Origin of the sequence: Micromonospora sp. NPDC049107 (assembly GCF_040648595.1) — a bacterium.
Taxonomy (GTDB): domain Bacteria; phylum Actinomycetota; class Actinomycetes; order Mycobacteriales; family Micromonosporaceae; genus Micromonospora.
Genome location: NZ_JBEZEC010000012.1, coordinates 214,341 through 231,994 on the forward strand (window position 1 = coordinate 214,341; position 17,654 = coordinate 231,994).

A 17,654-nucleotide genomic window follows, 5' to 3' on the forward strand; every position below is an offset into this window, starting at 1 on the left:
TCACGCGGCCTCCGCCTCGGAAACTCCCAGTTCGGAGAGGAAAGACTTGGCCCAGTGCCCCACGTCGTGGGTACGCAGGTGACGTTGCATTGTCCGCATCCGGCGGCGTGCCTCGGTTTTCTCCACGTGCACGGCCCGGAGCAGGGCGTCCTTCACCGCGTCCGGGTCGTGCGGGTTACATAGGAATGCCTGGCGCAGCTCCGTTGCGGCGCCAGCGAACTCGCTGAGCACGAGCGCACCGCCCTGGTCGGCACGGGATGCGACGTACTCCTTGGCCACGAGATTCATGCCGTCTCGCAGCGGGGTCACCATCATCACGTCCGCAGCAACGTACATCGCGGCCAGTTCACTGCGACTGTACGACTGATGGAGGTAATGCACGGCCGGCACGCCGACTCGGCCGAATTCGCCATTAATCCGACCAACTTCGCGCTCCACCTTGACCCGAAGTGCCTGGTAGTGCTCGACGCGCTCGCGACTCGGCGTGGCCACCTGCACCATAACGGCGTCCGGAACTGTCAACTTTCCGTCAGCAAGCAACTCGCGGAACGCCTTCAGGCGCAACTCGATGCCCTTGGTGTAGTCGAGCCGGTCCACGCCCAGGATTATCGTCTTCGGGTCGCCCAGTTCGGCGCGGATCTGCTTGGCCCGCGCCTGGATCGCCGGGTCGGCCGCCATCCGCTCCATCTCCTGCGTGTCGATGGAGATGGGGAAGGCGCCCGCCTTCACCTGCCGACCGTCGACCTGGATCATCTGACCCTCGTAGCGGAGCCCGAGCAGGTGCCGGGCCAGCCGGACGAAGTTCTGCGCGGCCAACCGCTGCTGGAAGCCCACCAGGTCCGCGCCGAGTAGACCGCGCAGCAGCTCGGTACGGAACGGCATCTGCATGAACAGCTCGATCGGCGGGAACGGGATGTGCAGGAAGAAGCCGATCCGCAGGTCGGGGCGCAGCTCGCGGAGCATGGCCGGCACCAGTTGGAGCTGGTAGTCCTGCACCCAGACCGTCGCGCCCTCGGCCGCGACGTCGGCTGCGGCCTCCGCGAACCGGGCGTTGACCAGCCGGTACGCCTCACGCCAGCGACGCTTGTACGCCGGTGTCTCCACCGCGTCGTGATAGAGCGGCCAGATCGTCGCGTTGGACTGGCCCTCGTAGTAGCGCTCCAACTCCTCTGCGCTCAACGGGACCGGGTGCAGCCGGATGCCCTCCAGGTCGAACGGCTCGGGAGCGGCACCGGTGCCGCCGGCCCAGCCCACCCAGGTGCCCTGGTGCTCGGCGAGTACGGGATGCAGCGCGGTGACGAGCCCACCGGGGCTGCGTCGCCACTGCCGTCCCTCGGGTGTGCTCACCTCGTCGACCGGCAGACGATTCGCCACTACGACAAAGGAGCTACGGACGGTCACGATCGGCCACCTCCGGGTACTGACGGGTCCACCGCGATGAGCGTACTGAGCGTAGCTGCGGTGTCTGGGCCCCCGTGCCGGAGTCTCCTACCCGCCCAGTGTGCGGTGAATCCTGAAGGTGATCTTGTCGACAGCCCGACGATCGGAGGCGGCGCGCTCGCCGGCGTACTCCTGGGGCGGGGTGATGTGGGCGAAGCGCGTCGTACCTGTCAGGATTGACGATGGCGTGCGCGCGGCCGGCTCCCGGCCGGCGGCGGCGGGCGGAGGTCTCAGCTCGCGCCGCGCCGCCCACTCAGGCGACAGCAAACCGACGGAGGTAGCCCGCACCGTGGCCCAGTACATCTACGTCCTGGAAAAGGCGCGCAAGGCGCACGGCGACAAGGTCGTGCTCGACAACGTCACGTTGAGCTTCCTGCCGGGGGCCAAGATCGGTGTGCTCGGCCCCAACGGCGCCGGTAAGTCCAGCCTCCTCAAGATCATGGCAGGGCTGGACAAGCCGAGCAACGGCGAGGCCCGGCTCATGCCCGGCTACACCGTCGGCATGCTCGCCCAGGAGCCCCCGCTCAACGAGGCCAAGACCGTGCTCGGCAACGTCGAGGAGGCGGTCGCCGAGACCAAGGCCAAGCTGGAGCGGTTCAACAAGATCGCCGAGCAGATGGCGACCGACTACTCCGACGAGCTGATGGAGGAGATGGGCAAGCTCCAGGAAGAGCTTGATCACCTCGACGCCTGGGACGTCGACTCCAAGCTCGAACTGGCCATGGACGCGCTGCGCTGCCCGCCGCCGGACGCCGACGTGACCCAGCTCTCCGGTGGTGAGCGCCGCCGGGTCGCGCTCTGCAAGCTGCTGCTGGAGGCGCCCGACCTGCTGCTGCTGGACGAGCCCACCAACCACCTGGACGCGGAGAGCGTCTCCTGGCTGGAGCAGCACCTGGCGAAGTACGCCGGCACCGTCATGGCGATCACGCACGACCGGTACTTCCTGGACAACGTGGCCAACTGGATCCTTGAGCTGGACCGTGGCCGGACGTACCCGTACGAGGGCAACTACTCCACCTACCTGGAGAAGAAGGCCGCCCGGCTGGCCGTCGAGGGCCGCCGCGACGCCAAGATGAAGAAGCGCCTCACCGAGGAGTTGGAGTGGGTCCGCTCCAACGCCAAGGCCCGGCAGACCAAGTCCAAGGCCCGCCTGGACCGGTACGACGAGATGGCCACCGAGGCGGAGAAGACCCGCAAGCTGGACTTCGAAGAGATCCAGATCCCGCCGGGCCCGCGCCTGGGCAGCACCGTGATCGAGGCGCAGAACCTCAGCAAGGGCTTCGGTGACCGGCTGCTGATCGACAACCTGTCGTTCTCGCTGCCGCGCAACGGCATCGTCGGCATCATCGGCCCCAACGGCGTCGGCAAGACCACGCTGTTCAAGACCATCGTCGGGCTGGAGGAGCCGACCGCCGGCTCGGTGCGCGTCGGCGAGACGGTCTCGCTGTCGTACGTCGACCAGAACCGCGAGGGCCTCAACGGCGACAAGACCGTCTGGGAGGTCGTCTCGGACGGGCTGGACTACCTGATGGTGGGCAAGGTCGAGATGCCGTCGCGGGCGTACATCGCGGCGTTCGGCTTCAAGGGGCCGGATCAGCAGAAGCCGACGAAGGTGCTCTCCGGCGGTGAGCGCAACCGGCTCAACCTGGCGCTGACCCTCAAGATCGGCGGCAACGTCATCCTGCTCGACGAGCCGACGAACGACCTGGACGTGGAGACGCTGTCCAGCCTGGAGAACGCCCTGCTGGAGTTCCCCGGCTGCGCCGTGGTCATCTCTCACGACCGGATGTTCCTGGACCGGGTCGCCACGCACATCCTGGCCTGGGAGGGCGACGACCAGGACCCGTCCAGGTGGTTCTGGTTCGAGGGCAACTTCGAGGCGTACGAGAAGAACAAGATCGACCGCCTCGGCGCGGAGGCCGCCCGACCGCACCGGGTGACCTACCGCAAGCTGACCCGTGACTGACCGGTTCGTCTACCACTGCACGCTGCGCTGGTCCGACCTGGACGCGTACGGACACGTCAACAACTCGCGCTTCCTCACGCTGTACGAGGAGGCGCGGGTGGCGTTGATGTTCGCCGGCGGCCGGGCCTGGGGAGTGGGCTCGTTCGCCGACGGGGTGGTGATCCGCCGGCACGAGGTCGACTACCTGCGCCCGGTCGACTACGCGCTCGGACGGGCCACCGCGGAGTCCGCGCCCACGGTCCGCATCGAGCTGTGGGTGGAGGAGATCAAGGCGTCCCGGTTCACCGTCGCCTACGAGCTGTACGACGGTGAGGTGCTGGCCAGTCGCGCCCGCTCGGTGCTGGTGCCGTTCGACCTGACGCGTCAGGTGCCCCGGCGGATCACCGTCGAGGAGCGGGACTTCCTGCTGACGTACGCCCCGCAGGGCGGCGGATCGTGACGCGGCCGGAACGGGTGGCGTCGTCGGCGTCCAGCCACGGCCTGGCCGGCGTGGCCGACGCGGGCGCCTTCCTGGCCCGGCTGGTCCGGCTGGACCCGGCGGCGCCGGTGCGGCTGCGGCCGGCCGGCGCTTCCGGGCGGGTCGTCCTGTGGGCCCGGCTGCCGTGGCAGGTGCTGGTCGCCTCCACGGTGGCCGGCGACGCCGCCGGGGACGTCACCGTGGGCGCGGCCGACCTGCTGGCCGAGCTGGGACGCGGCGGTACCGCGTTGCCGGAGCGCCGGGACGCGCAGTGGCGCTGGCCCCTGCCGCCGGCGCGCAGCGAGCCGGTCGAGGTGCTGCCCGGCGTCGAGGTGCGCCGGATCGCGGCCGCGGCGGCGGGCACCCTGCGTACGGCGAGCGCCGAGGGGGTGGCGGGCCGCGCGGTGGGTCAGCGGGTCCTGCGCGACGCGCTGCTCGACCACGTGGCGGTGGTGGTCACGCCGGACGATCCGCCGGGCCCGCCGGTCGAGGTGCCGCAGCGACTGGTGCAGGGACTGGTCCGGATGGGCTTCCTCGGCGCGGTCGACGAGCCGGCCGTCCCTGCGGCGCGCGCCGCGGTGCGGGTAAGGGTCGCCGGCCGTTGGGTGGGCCTGGTGGGACCGTACGGAGCGGCCTGGTTGCAGAAGGCCACCGATCTCGCCGTGACTCCGCTCACTACTCGTCCGAACGGATGACCCCCATTCATTCTTCTGGGCCGGTGCGGTCGTTGGGGGGGTGCTTCAACCCGGCTGTCCGGGTACCGTCCATCCTCGGATCCAACGCACCGTAGGCGGCTGGATCCGCTGGGGAGTGAGGTGCGACGAGCGATGCCGTGGTGGTCATGGCGCCCCGGTCCCGCCGACGGCGGTGATCCGGAAACCCGAAGCGGGATCACAGTGGAGAGCGCGGTCCGGGTCGGGCCGCCGAGTCCTCGCCAGCCGGGGGACGACTGCCCGGGCAGCGACCGACCCGTACTGGCCGAAATGGCGGCCAGCATCGAGCCGGTGAGCCTGCGCCGGGTCTGTGACGCACTCGACCTGCTCGACGTGCGTTACCTGGCCGACGGTGACGGCAACCTGCTGGCCATGTGGGAGCGCCACGCCGTGCTGGTGACCCTTGAGGGTCCGGAGGACGAGATCCTGGTGATGCGGGCCCGCCCGCACGCCACGGTCCCGCCAGACTGGGCCGACCGGGCCTACCGGGTGGTCAACGAGTGGAACCACACCCGCCGCTTCTGCAAGGCGTACATCGGCGATCCGACCGAGCGCGGCCAGCTACCGATCTACGCCGAGCTGCAGGTCCCCCTCGGCGCCGGTACGCACGACGCGCTGCTGGTCGAGATGCTCGACTGCGGCGCGGCCGTGGCCACCAGCTTCGTGGACTGGCTGCACGACGAGGGCGCGCTGCTCTGAGACGGGCCGCGGCCCGGGTGCCCGGTGCGCGCGCCGTCAGGCGCGCTCGGCCGGGTCCTCCATGGCGTTGACCATGAAGTACGCGGCCCGCTCCAGGTAGTCCCAGAGGGCGACGGCGAGCTGCGGTTCCAGGTCGAGCCGGTCCACCGCCTGGCGCATGTGCCGCAGCCAGGCGTCCCGCTCGGCCACCCCGATCCGGAACGGGGCGTGCCGCATCCGCAGCCGTGGGTGACCGCGCTGCGCGGAGTACGTGTTCGGCCCACCCCAGTACTGCATCAGGAACAGGGTCAACCGGTCGGCCGCCGGGCCCAGGTCCTCCTCCGGGTACATCGGTCGCAGCAGCGGATCGCTGGCGACGCCGACGTAGAACTCGTCCACCAGCCGGCGGAAGGTGGGTTCGCCGCCGACTGCTTCGAAGAGCGTCATCGACGCGTCGGGACGGTCGGATTCACCTGCGGGGTTCACCATTCCATCCTGCCAGGTGCGTCGGCCGTGGACCCGACCCGGAGGCCGTGCGTCGGCTCACCCCGTGGATCACGTGACCGCGTGCCGACGGTGGCCTCCGGCTGCCCGGGGGTCGGTGAGCCCCGTCGTCCCGCTGACGGCGACGTCGCCCGCCGCGCGGGCCTGCGCGACGTTGGCGGCCGTGGCTGCCGCCACCGCCTCCTCCATCGTCTGCCGGCTCGGCCAGCGCAGGGTGGCGACAGTCATCAGCAGCACTCCGGCGGCGCTCCAGAGGCCGACCACCACCGGGATGGGGAACCGTTCGGCGAGCAACCCGGTAACCAGCACGGCGATCCCCTGGATGACCTGCACACCGGTGGCCATCACGCCGAACGCGCGAGCCCGGAACCCGGCCGGCAGGGCCCGGACGAACAGCCCGTTGGCCATCGGGAGCATGCCGGCGACCGCGAATCCACACAGGGCGGCCAGCAGCGCCACCACCAGCGGTGGCGGATCGAAGAGCGCGGGCACCAGCGCCAGCGGGGCGAGCACCGCGAGCGGGCGCATCATGGCCAACCGGCGGGCCGGGCCGCACAACCGGCTCACCAGCAGCCCGCCGAGGATGAAGCCCACCGGACTGGCGACCATGATGACGGCCTGCGCGGTACCGGCGGCCATGCCGCTCCTGGCATCGTCGTTGGCCCAGGCGGCGGCCAGCCCTTCCGGGACGATCGAGAAGAGCATCGCGCTGAACACCAGCACCGCGATGGCCCGCAACACCGGCGTACGGAAGACGATCCCGAAGCCCTCGGCGGTCTCCCGCAGCAGGTGGCCCCGGTGGGCGGTGGCTATCGCGGCGGCGTGATTCCGGACGCCGAAGCGCAGCAGCAGCGCCGAGACGCCGAAGGTCGCGGCGTTGAACAGCAGCGCGACGGTCGGGTCGATCGAGGCGACGGCGGCGCCGAACAGGTACCCGACGACCTGTGCGGCCTGCCCGATACTGCCGTTCAGCGACAGTCCGACCACCAGGCGGTCTCCGGTGAGGATCTGCGGCATCAGCGCCGACTTCGCCGCCTGGCTGGGCGGGTTGGCCAGCGTGGTGGTGAAGAGGAGCACCAGCACCACCGGGACCGGCAGACCAGGGAGGGCGATGAGCACCATCAGCACCATCCGGATGACGTCACACGCCACCATCACCCGCCGGTACGGGTGCCGCTCGGCCAGCGCGGCGAGCAGCGGACCACCGAGCAGCCACGGCAGGTAGCTCACCGCGAACGCGGCGGCGGAGAGCGCGACGGACCTGGTCTGCTGGTAGACGAGGAGGGTCACGGCGGCCCTGGCGACGTAGTCACCGACCCAGGACAGCGACCCGGCGGTGAAGACAGCCCGGAACTCACGTTGGGCAAACACTTCGCGAAAAGTGGCCGGACCTTCCGCGGAAGGTCGCTCGTCGGGCACCGTCGCCTCCATCGGCCCCCGGGCACGGCTGCTTGTGGCCGCCGGGCCGGGAACACTCGTCAGATCTGTCGGATCAGCGAGGATGTGACCGCGCTCCAGCGGGAACGCGTGCTTCGGGATTCTGCCCGATCGTCCGACGACTAGCTAGGGTGAACGGATCGTTCGTCGCATCCCCGACTGAACGAACGGACGATACTCCAGGGGCCGGCTGGACCGCGACCCCTGGATTGCCGGCCATTCTCACCGGGTCAGGTGGCGCCGCCCTGACCGGTCTCACCGTCCGGCAAGGGCCGGCTCGGCACGCCGGGATAGCTGCGGGCAGCGGCGATCTGCGCGGTGATGCCCGAGTTCTCTAGCGCCTCCGCCAACCTGCGCCGCAGTTCCCGGCCCACCGCGAACTGGCCGTCGGCAGTCGTCTTGACCACCGTTCGGATCACGGCGCCCTCCACCGTCATCTGCTCGACGCCCAGCACCTCCGGCGCCTCCACGATCTCCGGCGACAGGTCCGGGTCCACCGCCACCGACGCGGCGGCCGTCCGCAGCACCGCGTTGGCCTCCTCCGTGCCGCTGAAGCCGATCGGCAGGTCCACCACCACCAGCGCCCAGCCCTGGCTCTTGTTGCCGACCCGGATGATCTCGCCGTTGCGGATGTACCACAGCACGCCACGTCCGTCCCGGACCGTGGTGACGCGCAGCCCGACCGACTCCACGACGCCCGACGCCTCGCCGAGGTCGACGTTGTCGCCCACGCCGTACTGGTCCTCGATGAGCATGAAGAGACCGGCGATCAGGTCCTTGACCAGGCTCTGCGCGCCGAAGCCCAGTGCGACGCCGGCGATGCCGGCGCTGGCCAGCAGCGGCGCCAGGTCGAAGCTGAACTCGCGCAGGATCATCAACAGCGCGATGCCGAAGACGAACGCCGTGGTCAGGCTGCGCAGCACCGAGCCGATCGCCTCGGCCCGCTGCCGCCGCCGCTCCGGCACGAACTCGGTCGGGTCGACCGCCGCGGTCGGCACCCGCTCGCGCAGCGGCCGCAGCATCGTCGGCACCGCGCCGTCGGTGGTCGTCCGGACCAGCCGGTTGATCGTCCGGTGCAGCGCCCAGCGCGCCACCATCGCCAGCGCCAGGATCAGCAGGACCCGCAGTGGCTTGAGCAGGATCCAGTAGCTGCCCTCGGCGAACCACGCCGAGCGGGTGATCCCGTAGATCCATTCGCAGGAGGTGCTGCCCTGACAGTTCACCGACACGACGTCGGGCAGGGCAAGGGGCGTCACGCTGGCGGCACTCACCCTGTCTTCGTACCGCAACACCTCGGACCGGTCGCCGCCGACCCACCAGCCGGGTGAGATGCGCCGGAGCGCCGGGTCGGACCGGGGCGAACCGGCCATCGTGACAGGTGCGGAAAAGAGCTTCACATCCGACCCCGGATTAGTACGTGCAATCCGGGGTCCGATCAGGGACTATTGGCGCAACGGACGTCGGTGATCGAACGGGCGTCGACGGTGCGGGCCCTCGTGCCCAACTCCGGTCGGCGGCAGGTTCGCAGCAGCCGCTGAACCGGGAGGGTGATCGCGATGCCTGACATACGACCCGCGGTGGGCTCCGGCGCGCTGGTTCTCAACGCCACCTACGAGCCGCTGTGTGTCGTGTCGGTGCGTCGCGCCGCGATCCTCGTCCTCTCCTCCAAGGCCGTCTGCGTCGCCGACGGCGACGGCATCCTGCACAGCGCCCGGGACGCGCTGCCGGTGCCATCGGTCGTGCGGCTGACCCGCTTCGTCCGGGTGCCCTACCGCACCCACGTCGGGCTGTCCCGCCGGGCGATCTTCGCCCGGGACGGTTGGCGGTGCGCCTACTGCCGGGGCCCGGCCGAGACCATCGACCACGTCTTCCCGCGCAGCCGGGGCGGCCGGCACGCATGGGAGAACGTGGTCGCCGCGTGCGCGCGGTGCAACCACACCAAGGGCGACAAGACTCCGGCCGAGCTGGGTTGGCGGCTGCACGCCCTGCCGGCCGCGCCGAAGGGCACCGCGTGGCGGGTCCTCGGGCACCGCGCTCCGGACCCGCGCTGGGCCGACTGGCTCGACCTGCGCGAGCCCGAAGCAGCGGCCTGACCCGTACCCGTGCGGGCCCGGCTGCACCCGCGGGCCCCGCCGTGCAGGACGGCAGGCCGGCGTCGGGCTCAGTCCTGCTGGCCGGCGGCCCGGCGCGTCGCGCGCTCGTGCCGGTCGACCGCCCGCCGGTGCGCGATGGCGAGAAGCCGGTCGACCTCGGGCAGCATCTGCGGACCCGGCATCACGATGCTGGCGAAGCCGTACAGCGCGTAGCCCGGGTGCGGCGTGAGAGTGTCCAGCCGGGCGTAGTCGAAGTCCTCCCGGTGCTCCTCGAAGGCAGCCGGCGCGAAGCCGAACGCCTTTTCGAACTCGGCCCGGCCCAGCTCCAGGTTGAGGCGGAAGACGCCGGGGCGGTCGAGCTGCCCGGCCTCGTCGAAGCCGGGCACGTCGTGCTCGACGATGGTGGCGAACGGTTGGCGGCGGTCCGGCCCGACGTGGAAGAAGCGATCGCCCCACGCGGCCTCCGGTGATCCGTTCTCCGCGCCCGCCACCACCTGTTCGACGCCGGGCAGCGCGCCGATCCGCTCGGCGAGCACGGCCGCGTCGACGCCGGTCGGGATATGCAGCACCGCCTCGGCGTTGTCGATGGTCGCCTGGTCCAGCGGGAAGTAGCGGTAGTCGTGCGTCCTGCGCTCGGCCGGCTCGATGTCGGCCGTCGGGACGTACCCGGGGAGGTCGCCCAGACGCTGGAGCCGACCCTCGTAGGTCGACGCGGCGGGCGCGTCGATGCCGAGCGCGGGGCTCGCGCCGAGGGCGCCGACCACCACCGCGTACCGCTCGCCCAGCAGCGCTCCGACGATCGCGCCAGCGCCGGCCCACGACACCGTCGCGCCACCGATCGTCATGGTGGCCGGATGGCGTCGCAGGTGCGTGTTGTGCGCGAAGACCAGCGTCGGTCCCCGGTCGGCCTCGACCGCCCGGATCGCGAGCAGGTTCTCGGCCATCAGCGCGTCCCGGACCCCGGCCAGGCGCGCGAACCGTTCCTCCGGCGCGAGGTCGGTCGCCGCGGCGGCGTGGTACCGCAGCAACGCGACCGCGGACATGGCGTGCACGTGGGCCTCCCGCCAGCCCGCGGGCCGGCGGTGCGCCTGGAGAAACAGCTCGGTCAGCAGGTCGTCGGCGAGGACCCGCAGCCGGTGGGCGTCCGTCGAGCGTCCGACGGACCGGCCCGGCTCCCACACCGCGGCCGTGTCGCTCCACCGGGCCTCGTCCCCGACCAGGTCGTCGATCTCCGCCGACCGGTCCAGGCCGAGAAAGTCGCAGACGAACGTCAGGTGCCGGCGCGGGCTCGGGGCGCCCTCGATCTCCAGCGGCGCGTCGAAACCGTGGAACCGCAGGCGCTGCGCGGCGGGTCGTCCGGCGTTCCACTCCCGCATCCGCAGCAGCAGGTCACGGTTGGCCGGGGCGGCGCCGAAGCCGTGACTGAACCCCTCGGCGAGCGCGCGGTCGAGCGGCACGGGCCCGCCGTCCACGAACTCGTCGGCGAGCAGCCCGGCGGCCCGGTCGCTCTCCAGGGCGATGGAGCGGTAACCGTGCTCGGCCAGCGTCAGGAAGGTGTCGTTGCGGATCTGGAGGAAGGCGGATTCACCGTGCGTCGGCTCGCCGATCGCGAGCAGGGTCGGTGAGCCGGCGAGCAGGTCGAGAACAGTGGTCATTGCATCGACCGTATCGTTGAACCAGCGGTTGAGACTTCAGAGCAGGAGAGCACGGTGGTCACCCCAAAACCCTCAAACCCAGGGGTACGCCGGCCGGTCGACCTCGCCCGGCGGCACGGGCTGTCGGCGCAGGCCGTCCGCAACTACGAACGCGACGGTGTGCTGCCGCCGGCCGAGCGCACCGTCAGCGGGTACCGTCGGTTCACCGAGACGCACGCCCGGGCACTTGACGCCTACCTCGCCCTCGTCGCGGGCCACGGTCACGCGGCCGGCGGTGACATCATGCGCGCCGTCAACCGGGGCGAGCTCGACACCGCGTTGCGGGCGATCGATGACGGCCACGGCCTGCTGCGACGCGACCGGGAGACCCTGGACGCGGTCGAGGTGGCGGTCGGCACGCTCACCGCCACGAAGCCCGCGCCGCAGACCCGGCGGGCCGTACCGATCAGCGTGCTCGCGCACCGGGTCGGCGTACGACCGGCGACGCTGCGCAAGTGGGAGTCGGCCGGAATCCTGCGACCGGAGCGCGACCGGGCCACCCGCCACCGCGTCTACTCGCCCGACGACGTCCGGGACGCCGAACTCGCGCACCTGCTGCGCCGGGGCGGGTACCGGCTGAGCCACATCGCCGACGTGCTGCGTCGCGTACGGGACGCCGGCGGCGCCGAACCACTGGCCGCGTCAGTGACCCAGTGGCGCGGACGACTCACCGAGCGCGGCCGGGCCATGCTCACCGGGGCCGCCCGGCTCGCCGCGTACCTCGACGACGGCGCGGGAGGTCACCCGCCACGTGCCTCGACCAGCGAGGCGAAGACCACCAGGTTGTCCGAGTAGCCGGTCTCACCGCCCACCCACCGGCCGCCGCAGGTGATCAGTCGCAGGCTGGGACGGCTGAAGTCGCCGTACACCTCGTCCACCGGTAGCCGTTCCTTGCTGAACCGCTCCACCGAATCCACCTCGAAGACCGCCACCCGCCCGTCGGCGCGGGTGATGTCGACCCGGTCGCCGGAGCGCAGTTCCCGTAGCCGGTGGAAGACGGCCGGCCCGGTGGTCGTGTCCACGTGCCCGACGATCACCGCCGGCCCGTACTGCCCCGGGGTGGGGCCCTGGTCGTACCAGCCGGCCTCCTGCGCGCGGGCCACGTCGGGCACGGCGATGGTGCCGTCCGGGGCGATGCCCACGTCGTGCAGCGGCGCCCGCAGGTCGATCGTGTCGATGGCGAGGGCGGTCGGTGGGCTGGCCGGCAGCACCGGGAACTTCTTCGGCGGCGGCCGCAGGCCCGCGCTGATCCGGTCCGGCAGCAGACTGACCCCGGTCACCCGTTCGACGCCGAGCATCGCCACGATCAGCACCATCAGCGTGGCGATGACCAGGACCGGCACCCCCGGACCGGTACCGCCCAGCCGACGCCGGGCCAACGGTGGCCCGCCGGGACGGCGCGGCGGCAGCGGGCGCGCGTCCGGGTCGGTGGTGGCGACACTGGCGGAGACCGCCTGCCCGGCGACCCGCCGCAGCCGGCCCGAGGCCCGGGCCACCAGCCGGCCGGCGGCGCGCAGCGTCCTCGCGGCCCGGACGCGGGCCGTGCGGTCCGGCCGCGCGGAGCGGGCCGTGCGGTCCGGCCGCGCGGAGCGGGCCGTGCGGTCCGGCCGCGCGGAGCGGGCAGGGCCATCCGGCCGCGTACGCGCGGATCTGCGGGTCATGGCAGCTCCGGGTCAGGAGCCGGCTCCGGGCCGACGCCGGCCGCCCATCATGCCGAGCGCGACCGCGGCGGCCACCAGTGCCACGCCGCCGAGCACCAGGACCGAGCCGGTTCCCCGGCCGCCGGCGGTCCCGCCGCCCCCGGTCGCCGGCCCCTTGCTGGGCGAGGCCATGTTGAGCACGGTCAGCATCGTCTGCGCGGTCTGGTTGTTCTGGCAGCGCAGGTCGACCTGGTAGTCACCGGGCTCCTTGTTGCCCGGAACGGTGACCTCCCCCTTGAGGAAGCCGTTGTCCGGCCTGAGCATGACGTGCCCGAACGCGTCGGAGCGTACGTTCGCCTGCCGATCGTTGTTGTTGTCGCAGCTCGCGCGGATCGTGACCCGGCTGCCCGCCGGGACGCTGTTCGGTGTCACTTCGACGAAGGTGTTCTCGCCCGCGTGGGCCGGCGCGACCGACAGCAGGACGAACGCCCCGATGAGTCCGACCAGTGTCAGAGCGGACGAGAGCGCGCGGTTGATCGTGCGAAGACCCTGCATGATTTCCCCCCAACCGGCGACGACCGCCGGAACCCTCCCCTGGGCACGCGCGCTGCTTTCCCCCCACCCCAAAGGCAAACCCACCCCACCCCCACCCCGCCCCCCACCCCCCCGCGCCCGCCCCGCCCCGCCCCCTCCCGCGCGTCGATCATGGAGTTGTGGTGCCCCGCAAAAGGTGCATCTGATCACCATCTACCCACCGCAACTCCATGATCGACCCGGGACTGCGCCGAGAGTCCCGCGATCTTGCACTTTCTGTCGCGGCATACCCGGGCATTCCTCGTATTTCGACGACAGAAAGTGCAAGATCGCGAACGAGGGGGCGGGGGTGGGGAGGGGGCGGGGGGTTAGGGGTGGGGGGTTAGGGGTGGGGGGTTATGGGGTGCCAGGGTAGGGGGGAGGACAGGACCATGGTGCTCGATGGTTGGCCGTACGGGGCCAGGCGGTCGATGACGGCCTCGAAGTCCCCGATCGAGCCGGCGGCCACCTTGAGCATGCTGCACGCGTCACCGGTGATCCGGTGGATCTCCAGGATCTCCGGCCAGTTGGACACCTCGGGGTCGTGCAGGATGCAGCGCGCCCCGTAGCAGGACATCCGGATCAGGGCGACCACCGTACGACCGGCCCGGGTCAGGTCGACGTGGGCGTGGTAGCCGGTGATCACGCCGGTCTCCTCGAGCCGGCGGACCCGCTCGGCGACCGCCGGTGGGGACAGGTGCACCCGGCGGGACAACTCGCTGAAGGAGAGTCGGGAGTCGGCCTGCAACTCGCGCAGCAGCGCCCAGTCCATGTCGTCCACGCTCGAACCTTACTTTCGTGAACCAGATTCGCCTAGCTGCCTTCCGTTCGTCAGGTCAGGACGGCAAGTCCCGTTGATTCGGCATTCCGTACGCCGATCCCACCGCGAGATCATGACGTCGGCAGTTCGGGGAAGGGAGACGACTGGTGGAATCGACGGAGCGGCGGGCCTCGAACCGCGTCGCCACGGTGCGACCGGTGACCCCGCGACAACGGGCGGCCCGCGCCGCACGCAACGGCGGTGAGCCGACTCTCGAGTTCGCCGACCTGGTGCCGTACGACGCGTACGTGCGGGCCAGCGCGCTGCACCAGTTGCAGCAACCTCTCAGCGACGACCCCGGCGAGATGTCGTTCCTCATGGTCAGCCAGATCATGGAGCTGTACTTCGGACTGACCTGCCACGAACTGCGCGAGACCCAGCGCCTGGTGCGCGCCGACCGGATCTGGGACGCGCTGGCTCCGCTGCGCCGGGCCACCCTGCACCTGGAGGGGTTGAACGCCGCCTGGCAGGGCCTGCGCTGGATGACCCCGGCCGACTTCAACCGGTTCCGCAACCTGCTCGGCGAGGGCAGCGGCTTCCAGTCCGCGATGTACCGGCACCTCGAGTTCCTGCTCGGGCTGCGCGACCCGGCGCTGATCCGCCCGTTCCGTCGGCAGGCCGAGGTGCACGCCGCGCTCAGCGCGGCGATGGCCGCCCCGAGCCTCTGGGACGATGTCGTCGCGCTGTTGGCCCGGCGTGGATTCGACATCCCAGCCGAGTTGTTGGACCGCGACGTGGCGGTCGAACACGACCCGCAGCCGCAGGTCGAGGCCGCCTGGGTGCGGATCTACGCCGACAACGGCCCCGACAATCACCTGCGGCTGCTCGGCGAGGCGCTCAGCGGTGTCGCCGAGGAGTTCGGCGACTGGCGCTGGAACCACGTCAAGGCGGTGCAGCGGACGATGGGCGCGAAGGTCGGCAGCGGCGGTTCCGCCGGCCTGGCGTGGCTGCAACGGAGCATGGCCCGGGTGGTCTTCCCGGAGCTGTGGTCGGCCCGCACCGCGATGTGACCGGAGAGCGAGACATGCACATTCCTGTTGACGAGGCGCACCGCCTCGACGAGGCCGACCCGGGTCACCGGCACCTCTTCCACGTGCCGCCCGCCGACGGCGGTGACCACCCCGAATCGGCGTACCTGGCCGGCAACTCGCTCGGTCTGCAGCCCCGGGCCACCCGCGACGAGCTCCTCGCCGACCTGGACGCCTGGGGGCGGCTCGGCGTCGAGGGGCACCTGGAGGCCGAGCGCGCCTGGCTGCCGTACCACGAGCTGTTGACCGGCCCGGCCGCGCGACTGGTCGGCGCCCGGCCCGCGGAGGCCGTGGTGATGAACTCGCTCACCGTCAACCTGCACCTGCTGATGGTCAGCTTCTACCGCCCGGCCGGCGCGCGTACCCGCATCGTCATCGAGGACAGCGCCTTCCCCTCGGACAGCTACGCGGTGCGCAGCCAGGCCCGGTTCCACGGCCTGGACCCGGACGACACGGTGGTCCGGCTGCGCCCCCGCCCCGGCGAGGACGCGCTGCGCACCGAGGACATCACCGACTACCTGGCCGCCGAGGGCGACCGGGTGGCGTTGGTGCTGCTCGGCGGCGTCAACTACCTGACCGGTGAGCTGCTGGACATCCCGGCGATCACGGCCGCTGGCCGCGCGGCCGGCGCGGTGGTCGGCTGGGATCTCGCCCACGCGGTCGGTAACGTGCCCCTCGCGCTGCACGACTGGGATGTCGACTTCGCGGCCTGGTGCTCGTACAAGTACCTGAACTCCGGTCCCGGGGCGTTGGCCGGCGTCTTCGTGCACGAGCGGCACCTCGGCGATGCGGACCTGCCGCGCTTCGAGGGCTGGTGGAGCACCGCGGCGGCCACCCGGTTCGAGATGACGCCGGTGTCCCGCCCACCGTCCACCGTGGAGGCGTGGCAGATCTCCAACCCGCCGATCTTCGCGATGGGTCCGGTGCGTACCTCGCTGGAGCTGTTCGACGCGGTCGGCATGCCGGCGCTGCGCGCCCGCAGCCTGCGCCTCACCGGCTGGCTGGAGTCGCTGCTCGACGAGGTCACCGCCGACCGGCCGCTGCGGGTGGTCACCCCGCGCGAGGAGGCCCGCCGGGGCTGCCAGCTCTCGGTCCGCGTCGGCGCCGGCAACGCCGCCGAGCTGACCAAACGCCTACGGTACGAACACGGCGTCATCGCCGATGCCCGGGAGCCGGATGTGGTCCGCTTCGCCCCGGTGCCGCTCTACTCGACGTACCTCGACTGTTGGCGGGCCGCCGCCGCACTGGAGGCCACGGTGGGACGGGTGAACCCATGACCGCCCGGCGGGACGAGGTCGCGATCATCGGCGCCGGCCTGGCCGGGTGCCTGGCCGCCTGCTTCCTGGCCCGGCGGGGCTACCCGGTGGCCCTGTACGAGCGGCGGCCGGACCCGCGCACCGGAACGGCCGAGCGGGGACGCTCGATCAACCTGGCGCTCTCCGAGCGCGGGCTGGACGCGCTGCGCCGGATCGGCCTGGCCGAGCAGGTGATGGCCGACGCGCTGCCGATGCGCGGCCGGATGATCCACCCGGTCGAGGGGGAGCCGCAGTTCCAGTCGTACAGCGCGGCCGGCGACCGGGCGATCAACTCGATCAGCCGGGGCGCGCTGAACAACGCCCTGCTGGACGCCGCGACCGCGCTGCCCGGGGTACGGGTCGTCTTCGACCACCGTCTCGTCGGACTCGACCCGACCGACGGCTCGTTGAGCTTCGAGACCCCGCAGGGCCCGGTCGCGGCCAAGGCTTCCGTGGTGCTGGGCGCGGACGGCGCGGGCTCCGCCGTACGCGGGCAGCTCCTGGCGCACGGGCTGCTGAGCGAAAGCGTGGACTTCCTCGACTACGGCTACAAGGAGCTGACGATCCCGCCGCTGGGCGGGGACTTCGCCCTCGACCCGGACGCCCTGCACATCTGGCCGCGCGGCACGTCGATGATGATCGCGTTGCCGAACCCGGACCGCTCCTTCACCTGCACGCTGTTCTGGCCCAACGAGGGCGTCGGAAGCTTCGCGGCCCTGGACAACCCGGCCGCCATCCGGGCGCACTTCGCCGAGCGGTACCCGGACGTGGTTCCCCTGGCCCCGGCCCTGGTGGACGACTACCAGCACAATCCGGTGGGGGTGCTGGGCACGGTCCGCAGCACGCCCTGGCAGGTCAACGGCACCGTCGGTCTGATCGGCGACGCCGCGCACGCCATCGTGCCGTTCTACGGCCAGGGCGCGAACTGCGCCTTCGAGGACGTCGTCGAGCTGGACCGCTGCCTCGACGAGTGCGCCGACGAGTGGTCGGCGGCGCTGCCGCTGTTCCAACGTCGCCGGCAGGAGAACGCGGAGGCCATCGCGCAGATGGCGTTGACCAACTTCGTGGAGATGCGGGACAAGGTCGCGTCACCGGTGTTCCAGACCCGCAGGCGGGTGGAGCACGCGCTGGAACGGGCCCTGCCCGGCCGGTACGTTTCGCAGTACGAGCTGGTGTCCTTCTCCACCACCCCGTACGCCGAGGTGCGCCGCCGGGTGCGCCGGCAGCACCGGGTGCTCGGCGCGGTCGCCGGTGGGGCGGCGCTGCTGCTGGCCGGGACGATCACGGCGGTGCTCAACCGAGGGAGGCGCGCGTGA

Annotated in this window: 17 protein-coding genes; 9 read left to right on the plus strand and 8 right to left on the minus strand. The window is 71.7% G+C overall.

What is annotated here, in order from left to right; all coding sequences use genetic code 11:
* On the minus strand, positions 1 to 1,401 hold the full coding sequence (locus tag AB0B55_RS27535; RefSeq protein ID WP_355052272.1) for a trehalose-6-phosphate synthase: 1,401 nt from the start codon (positions 1,399 to 1,401) through the stop codon (positions 1 to 3).
* 328 nt (positions 1,402 to 1,729) lie between these two features.
* Between AB0B55_RS27535 and ettA the strand changes: the two genes are divergently transcribed.
* The 4 genes from ettA to AB0B55_RS27555 all read left to right on the plus strand — a co-directional run bounded on the left by ettA (position 1,730) and on the right by AB0B55_RS27555 (position 5,275).
* Positions 1,730 to 3,406 carry an energy-dependent translational throttle protein EttA gene (gene ettA / locus AB0B55_RS27540; protein WP_357133610.1) on the plus strand — a complete coding sequence of 559 codons (1,677 nt, stop codon included), beginning with the start codon at positions 1,730 to 1,732 and terminating at the stop codon, positions 3,404 to 3,406.
* Positions 3,399 to 3,845, plus strand: a complete 447-nt coding sequence (locus tag AB0B55_RS27545) for a thioesterase family protein (RefSeq protein ID WP_355052274.1) — start codon at positions 3,399 to 3,401, stop codon at positions 3,843 to 3,845. The genes ettA and AB0B55_RS27545 overlap by 8 nt, the downstream gene beginning before the upstream one ends.
* Entirely contained in the window at positions 3,842 to 4,558 is a 717-nt protein-coding gene (locus AB0B55_RS27550; RefSeq protein WP_357133606.1) for a hypothetical protein, read from the plus strand. Before AB0B55_RS27545 ends, AB0B55_RS27550 begins: the two co-directional genes overlap by 4 nt.
* A 132-nt stretch (positions 4,559 to 4,690) precedes the next feature.
* A complete protein-coding gene (locus AB0B55_RS27555) occupies positions 4,691 to 5,275 on the plus strand; it encodes a YbjN domain-containing protein (RefSeq protein ID WP_357133604.1) in 585 nt (194 codons plus the stop codon).
* Positions 5,276 to 5,311: 36 nt separating this feature from the next.
* On the opposite strand, the gene AB0B55_RS27560 is transcribed toward AB0B55_RS27555, so the two are convergent.
* From AB0B55_RS27560 to AB0B55_RS27570, 3 genes are all read right to left on the minus strand, one after another.
* On the minus strand, positions 5,312 to 5,743 hold the full coding sequence (locus AB0B55_RS27560) for a globin (protein ID WP_357133602.1): 432 nt from the start codon (positions 5,741 to 5,743) through the stop codon (positions 5,312 to 5,314).
* A gap of 66 nt (positions 5,744 to 5,809) precedes the next feature.
* On the minus strand, positions 5,810 to 7,189 hold the full coding sequence (locus tag AB0B55_RS27565; protein ID WP_357133600.1) for an MFS transporter: 1,380 nt from the start codon (positions 7,187 to 7,189) through the stop codon (positions 5,810 to 5,812).
* A gap of 236 nt (positions 7,190 to 7,425) precedes the next feature.
* On the minus strand, positions 7,426 to 8,592 hold the full coding sequence (locus AB0B55_RS27570; protein WP_357133598.1) for a mechanosensitive ion channel family protein: 1,167 nt from the start codon (positions 8,590 to 8,592) through the stop codon (positions 7,426 to 7,428).
* Between the two features lie 159 nt (positions 8,593 to 8,751).
* Between AB0B55_RS27570 and AB0B55_RS27575 the strand changes: the two genes are divergently transcribed.
* Positions 8,752 to 9,288: an HNH endonuclease gene (locus tag AB0B55_RS27575; RefSeq protein ID WP_357133596.1), complete on the plus strand. Its 537-nt coding sequence runs from the start codon at positions 8,752 to 8,754 to the stop codon at positions 9,286 to 9,288.
* 68 nt (positions 9,289 to 9,356) lie between these two features.
* Here the strand turns inward: AB0B55_RS27575 and AB0B55_RS27580 are convergent, their stop codons facing one another.
* Positions 9,357 to 10,943 (minus strand): DUF6194 family protein, encoded by a 1,587-nt coding sequence (locus AB0B55_RS27580; protein WP_357133594.1) that lies wholly within the window; start codon positions 10,941 to 10,943, stop codon positions 9,357 to 9,359.
* Positions 10,944 to 10,997: 54 nt separating this feature from the next.
* Between AB0B55_RS27580 and AB0B55_RS27585 the strand changes: the two genes are divergently transcribed.
* Positions 10,998 to 11,777 (plus strand): TioE family transcriptional regulator, encoded by a 780-nt coding sequence (locus tag AB0B55_RS27585; RefSeq protein WP_357174752.1) that lies wholly within the window; start codon positions 10,998 to 11,000, stop codon positions 11,775 to 11,777.
* On the opposite strand, the gene AB0B55_RS27590 is transcribed toward AB0B55_RS27585, so the two are convergent.
* The 3 genes from AB0B55_RS27590 to AB0B55_RS27600 form a co-directional block, all read right to left on the minus strand.
* Positions 11,723 to 12,499 (minus strand): class F sortase, encoded by a 777-nt coding sequence (locus tag AB0B55_RS27590; RefSeq protein WP_357133686.1) that lies wholly within the window; start codon positions 12,497 to 12,499, stop codon positions 11,723 to 11,725. The two genes, AB0B55_RS27585 and AB0B55_RS27590, sit on opposite strands and share 55 nt — an antisense overlap.
* 156 nt (positions 12,500 to 12,655) lie before the next feature.
* On the minus strand, positions 12,656 to 13,129 hold the full coding sequence (locus AB0B55_RS27595) for a hypothetical protein (RefSeq protein WP_357174817.1): 474 nt from the start codon (positions 13,127 to 13,129) through the stop codon (positions 12,656 to 12,658).
* Between the two features lie 409 nt (positions 13,130 to 13,538).
* Positions 13,539 to 13,976, minus strand: coding sequence for an Lrp/AsnC family transcriptional regulator (locus AB0B55_RS27600; RefSeq protein ID WP_357174755.1), 438 nt, complete (start codon positions 13,974 to 13,976; stop codon positions 13,539 to 13,541).
* 146 nt (positions 13,977 to 14,122) lie between these two features.
* On the opposite strand from AB0B55_RS27600, the gene AB0B55_RS27605 reads away from it, so the two are divergent.
* From AB0B55_RS27605 to AB0B55_RS27615, 3 genes are read left to right on the plus strand one after another with little or no spacing between them, the layout of a single operon-like run.
* Positions 14,123 to 15,025, plus strand: coding sequence for a tryptophan 2,3-dioxygenase family protein (locus tag AB0B55_RS27605; RefSeq protein WP_357174758.1), 903 nt, complete (start codon positions 14,123 to 14,125; stop codon positions 15,023 to 15,025).
* A 14-nt stretch (positions 15,026 to 15,039) separates the two neighbouring features.
* Complete coding sequence (gene kynU / locus AB0B55_RS27610; protein ID WP_357174761.1) at positions 15,040 to 16,320, plus strand: kynureninase; 1,281 nt, start codon at positions 15,040 to 15,042, stop codon at positions 16,318 to 16,320.
* Positions 16,317 to 17,654: an NAD(P)/FAD-dependent oxidoreductase gene (locus AB0B55_RS27615; RefSeq protein WP_357174764.1), complete on the plus strand. Its 1,338-nt coding sequence runs from the start codon at positions 16,317 to 16,319 to the stop codon at positions 17,652 to 17,654. Before kynU ends, AB0B55_RS27615 begins: the two co-directional genes overlap by 4 nt.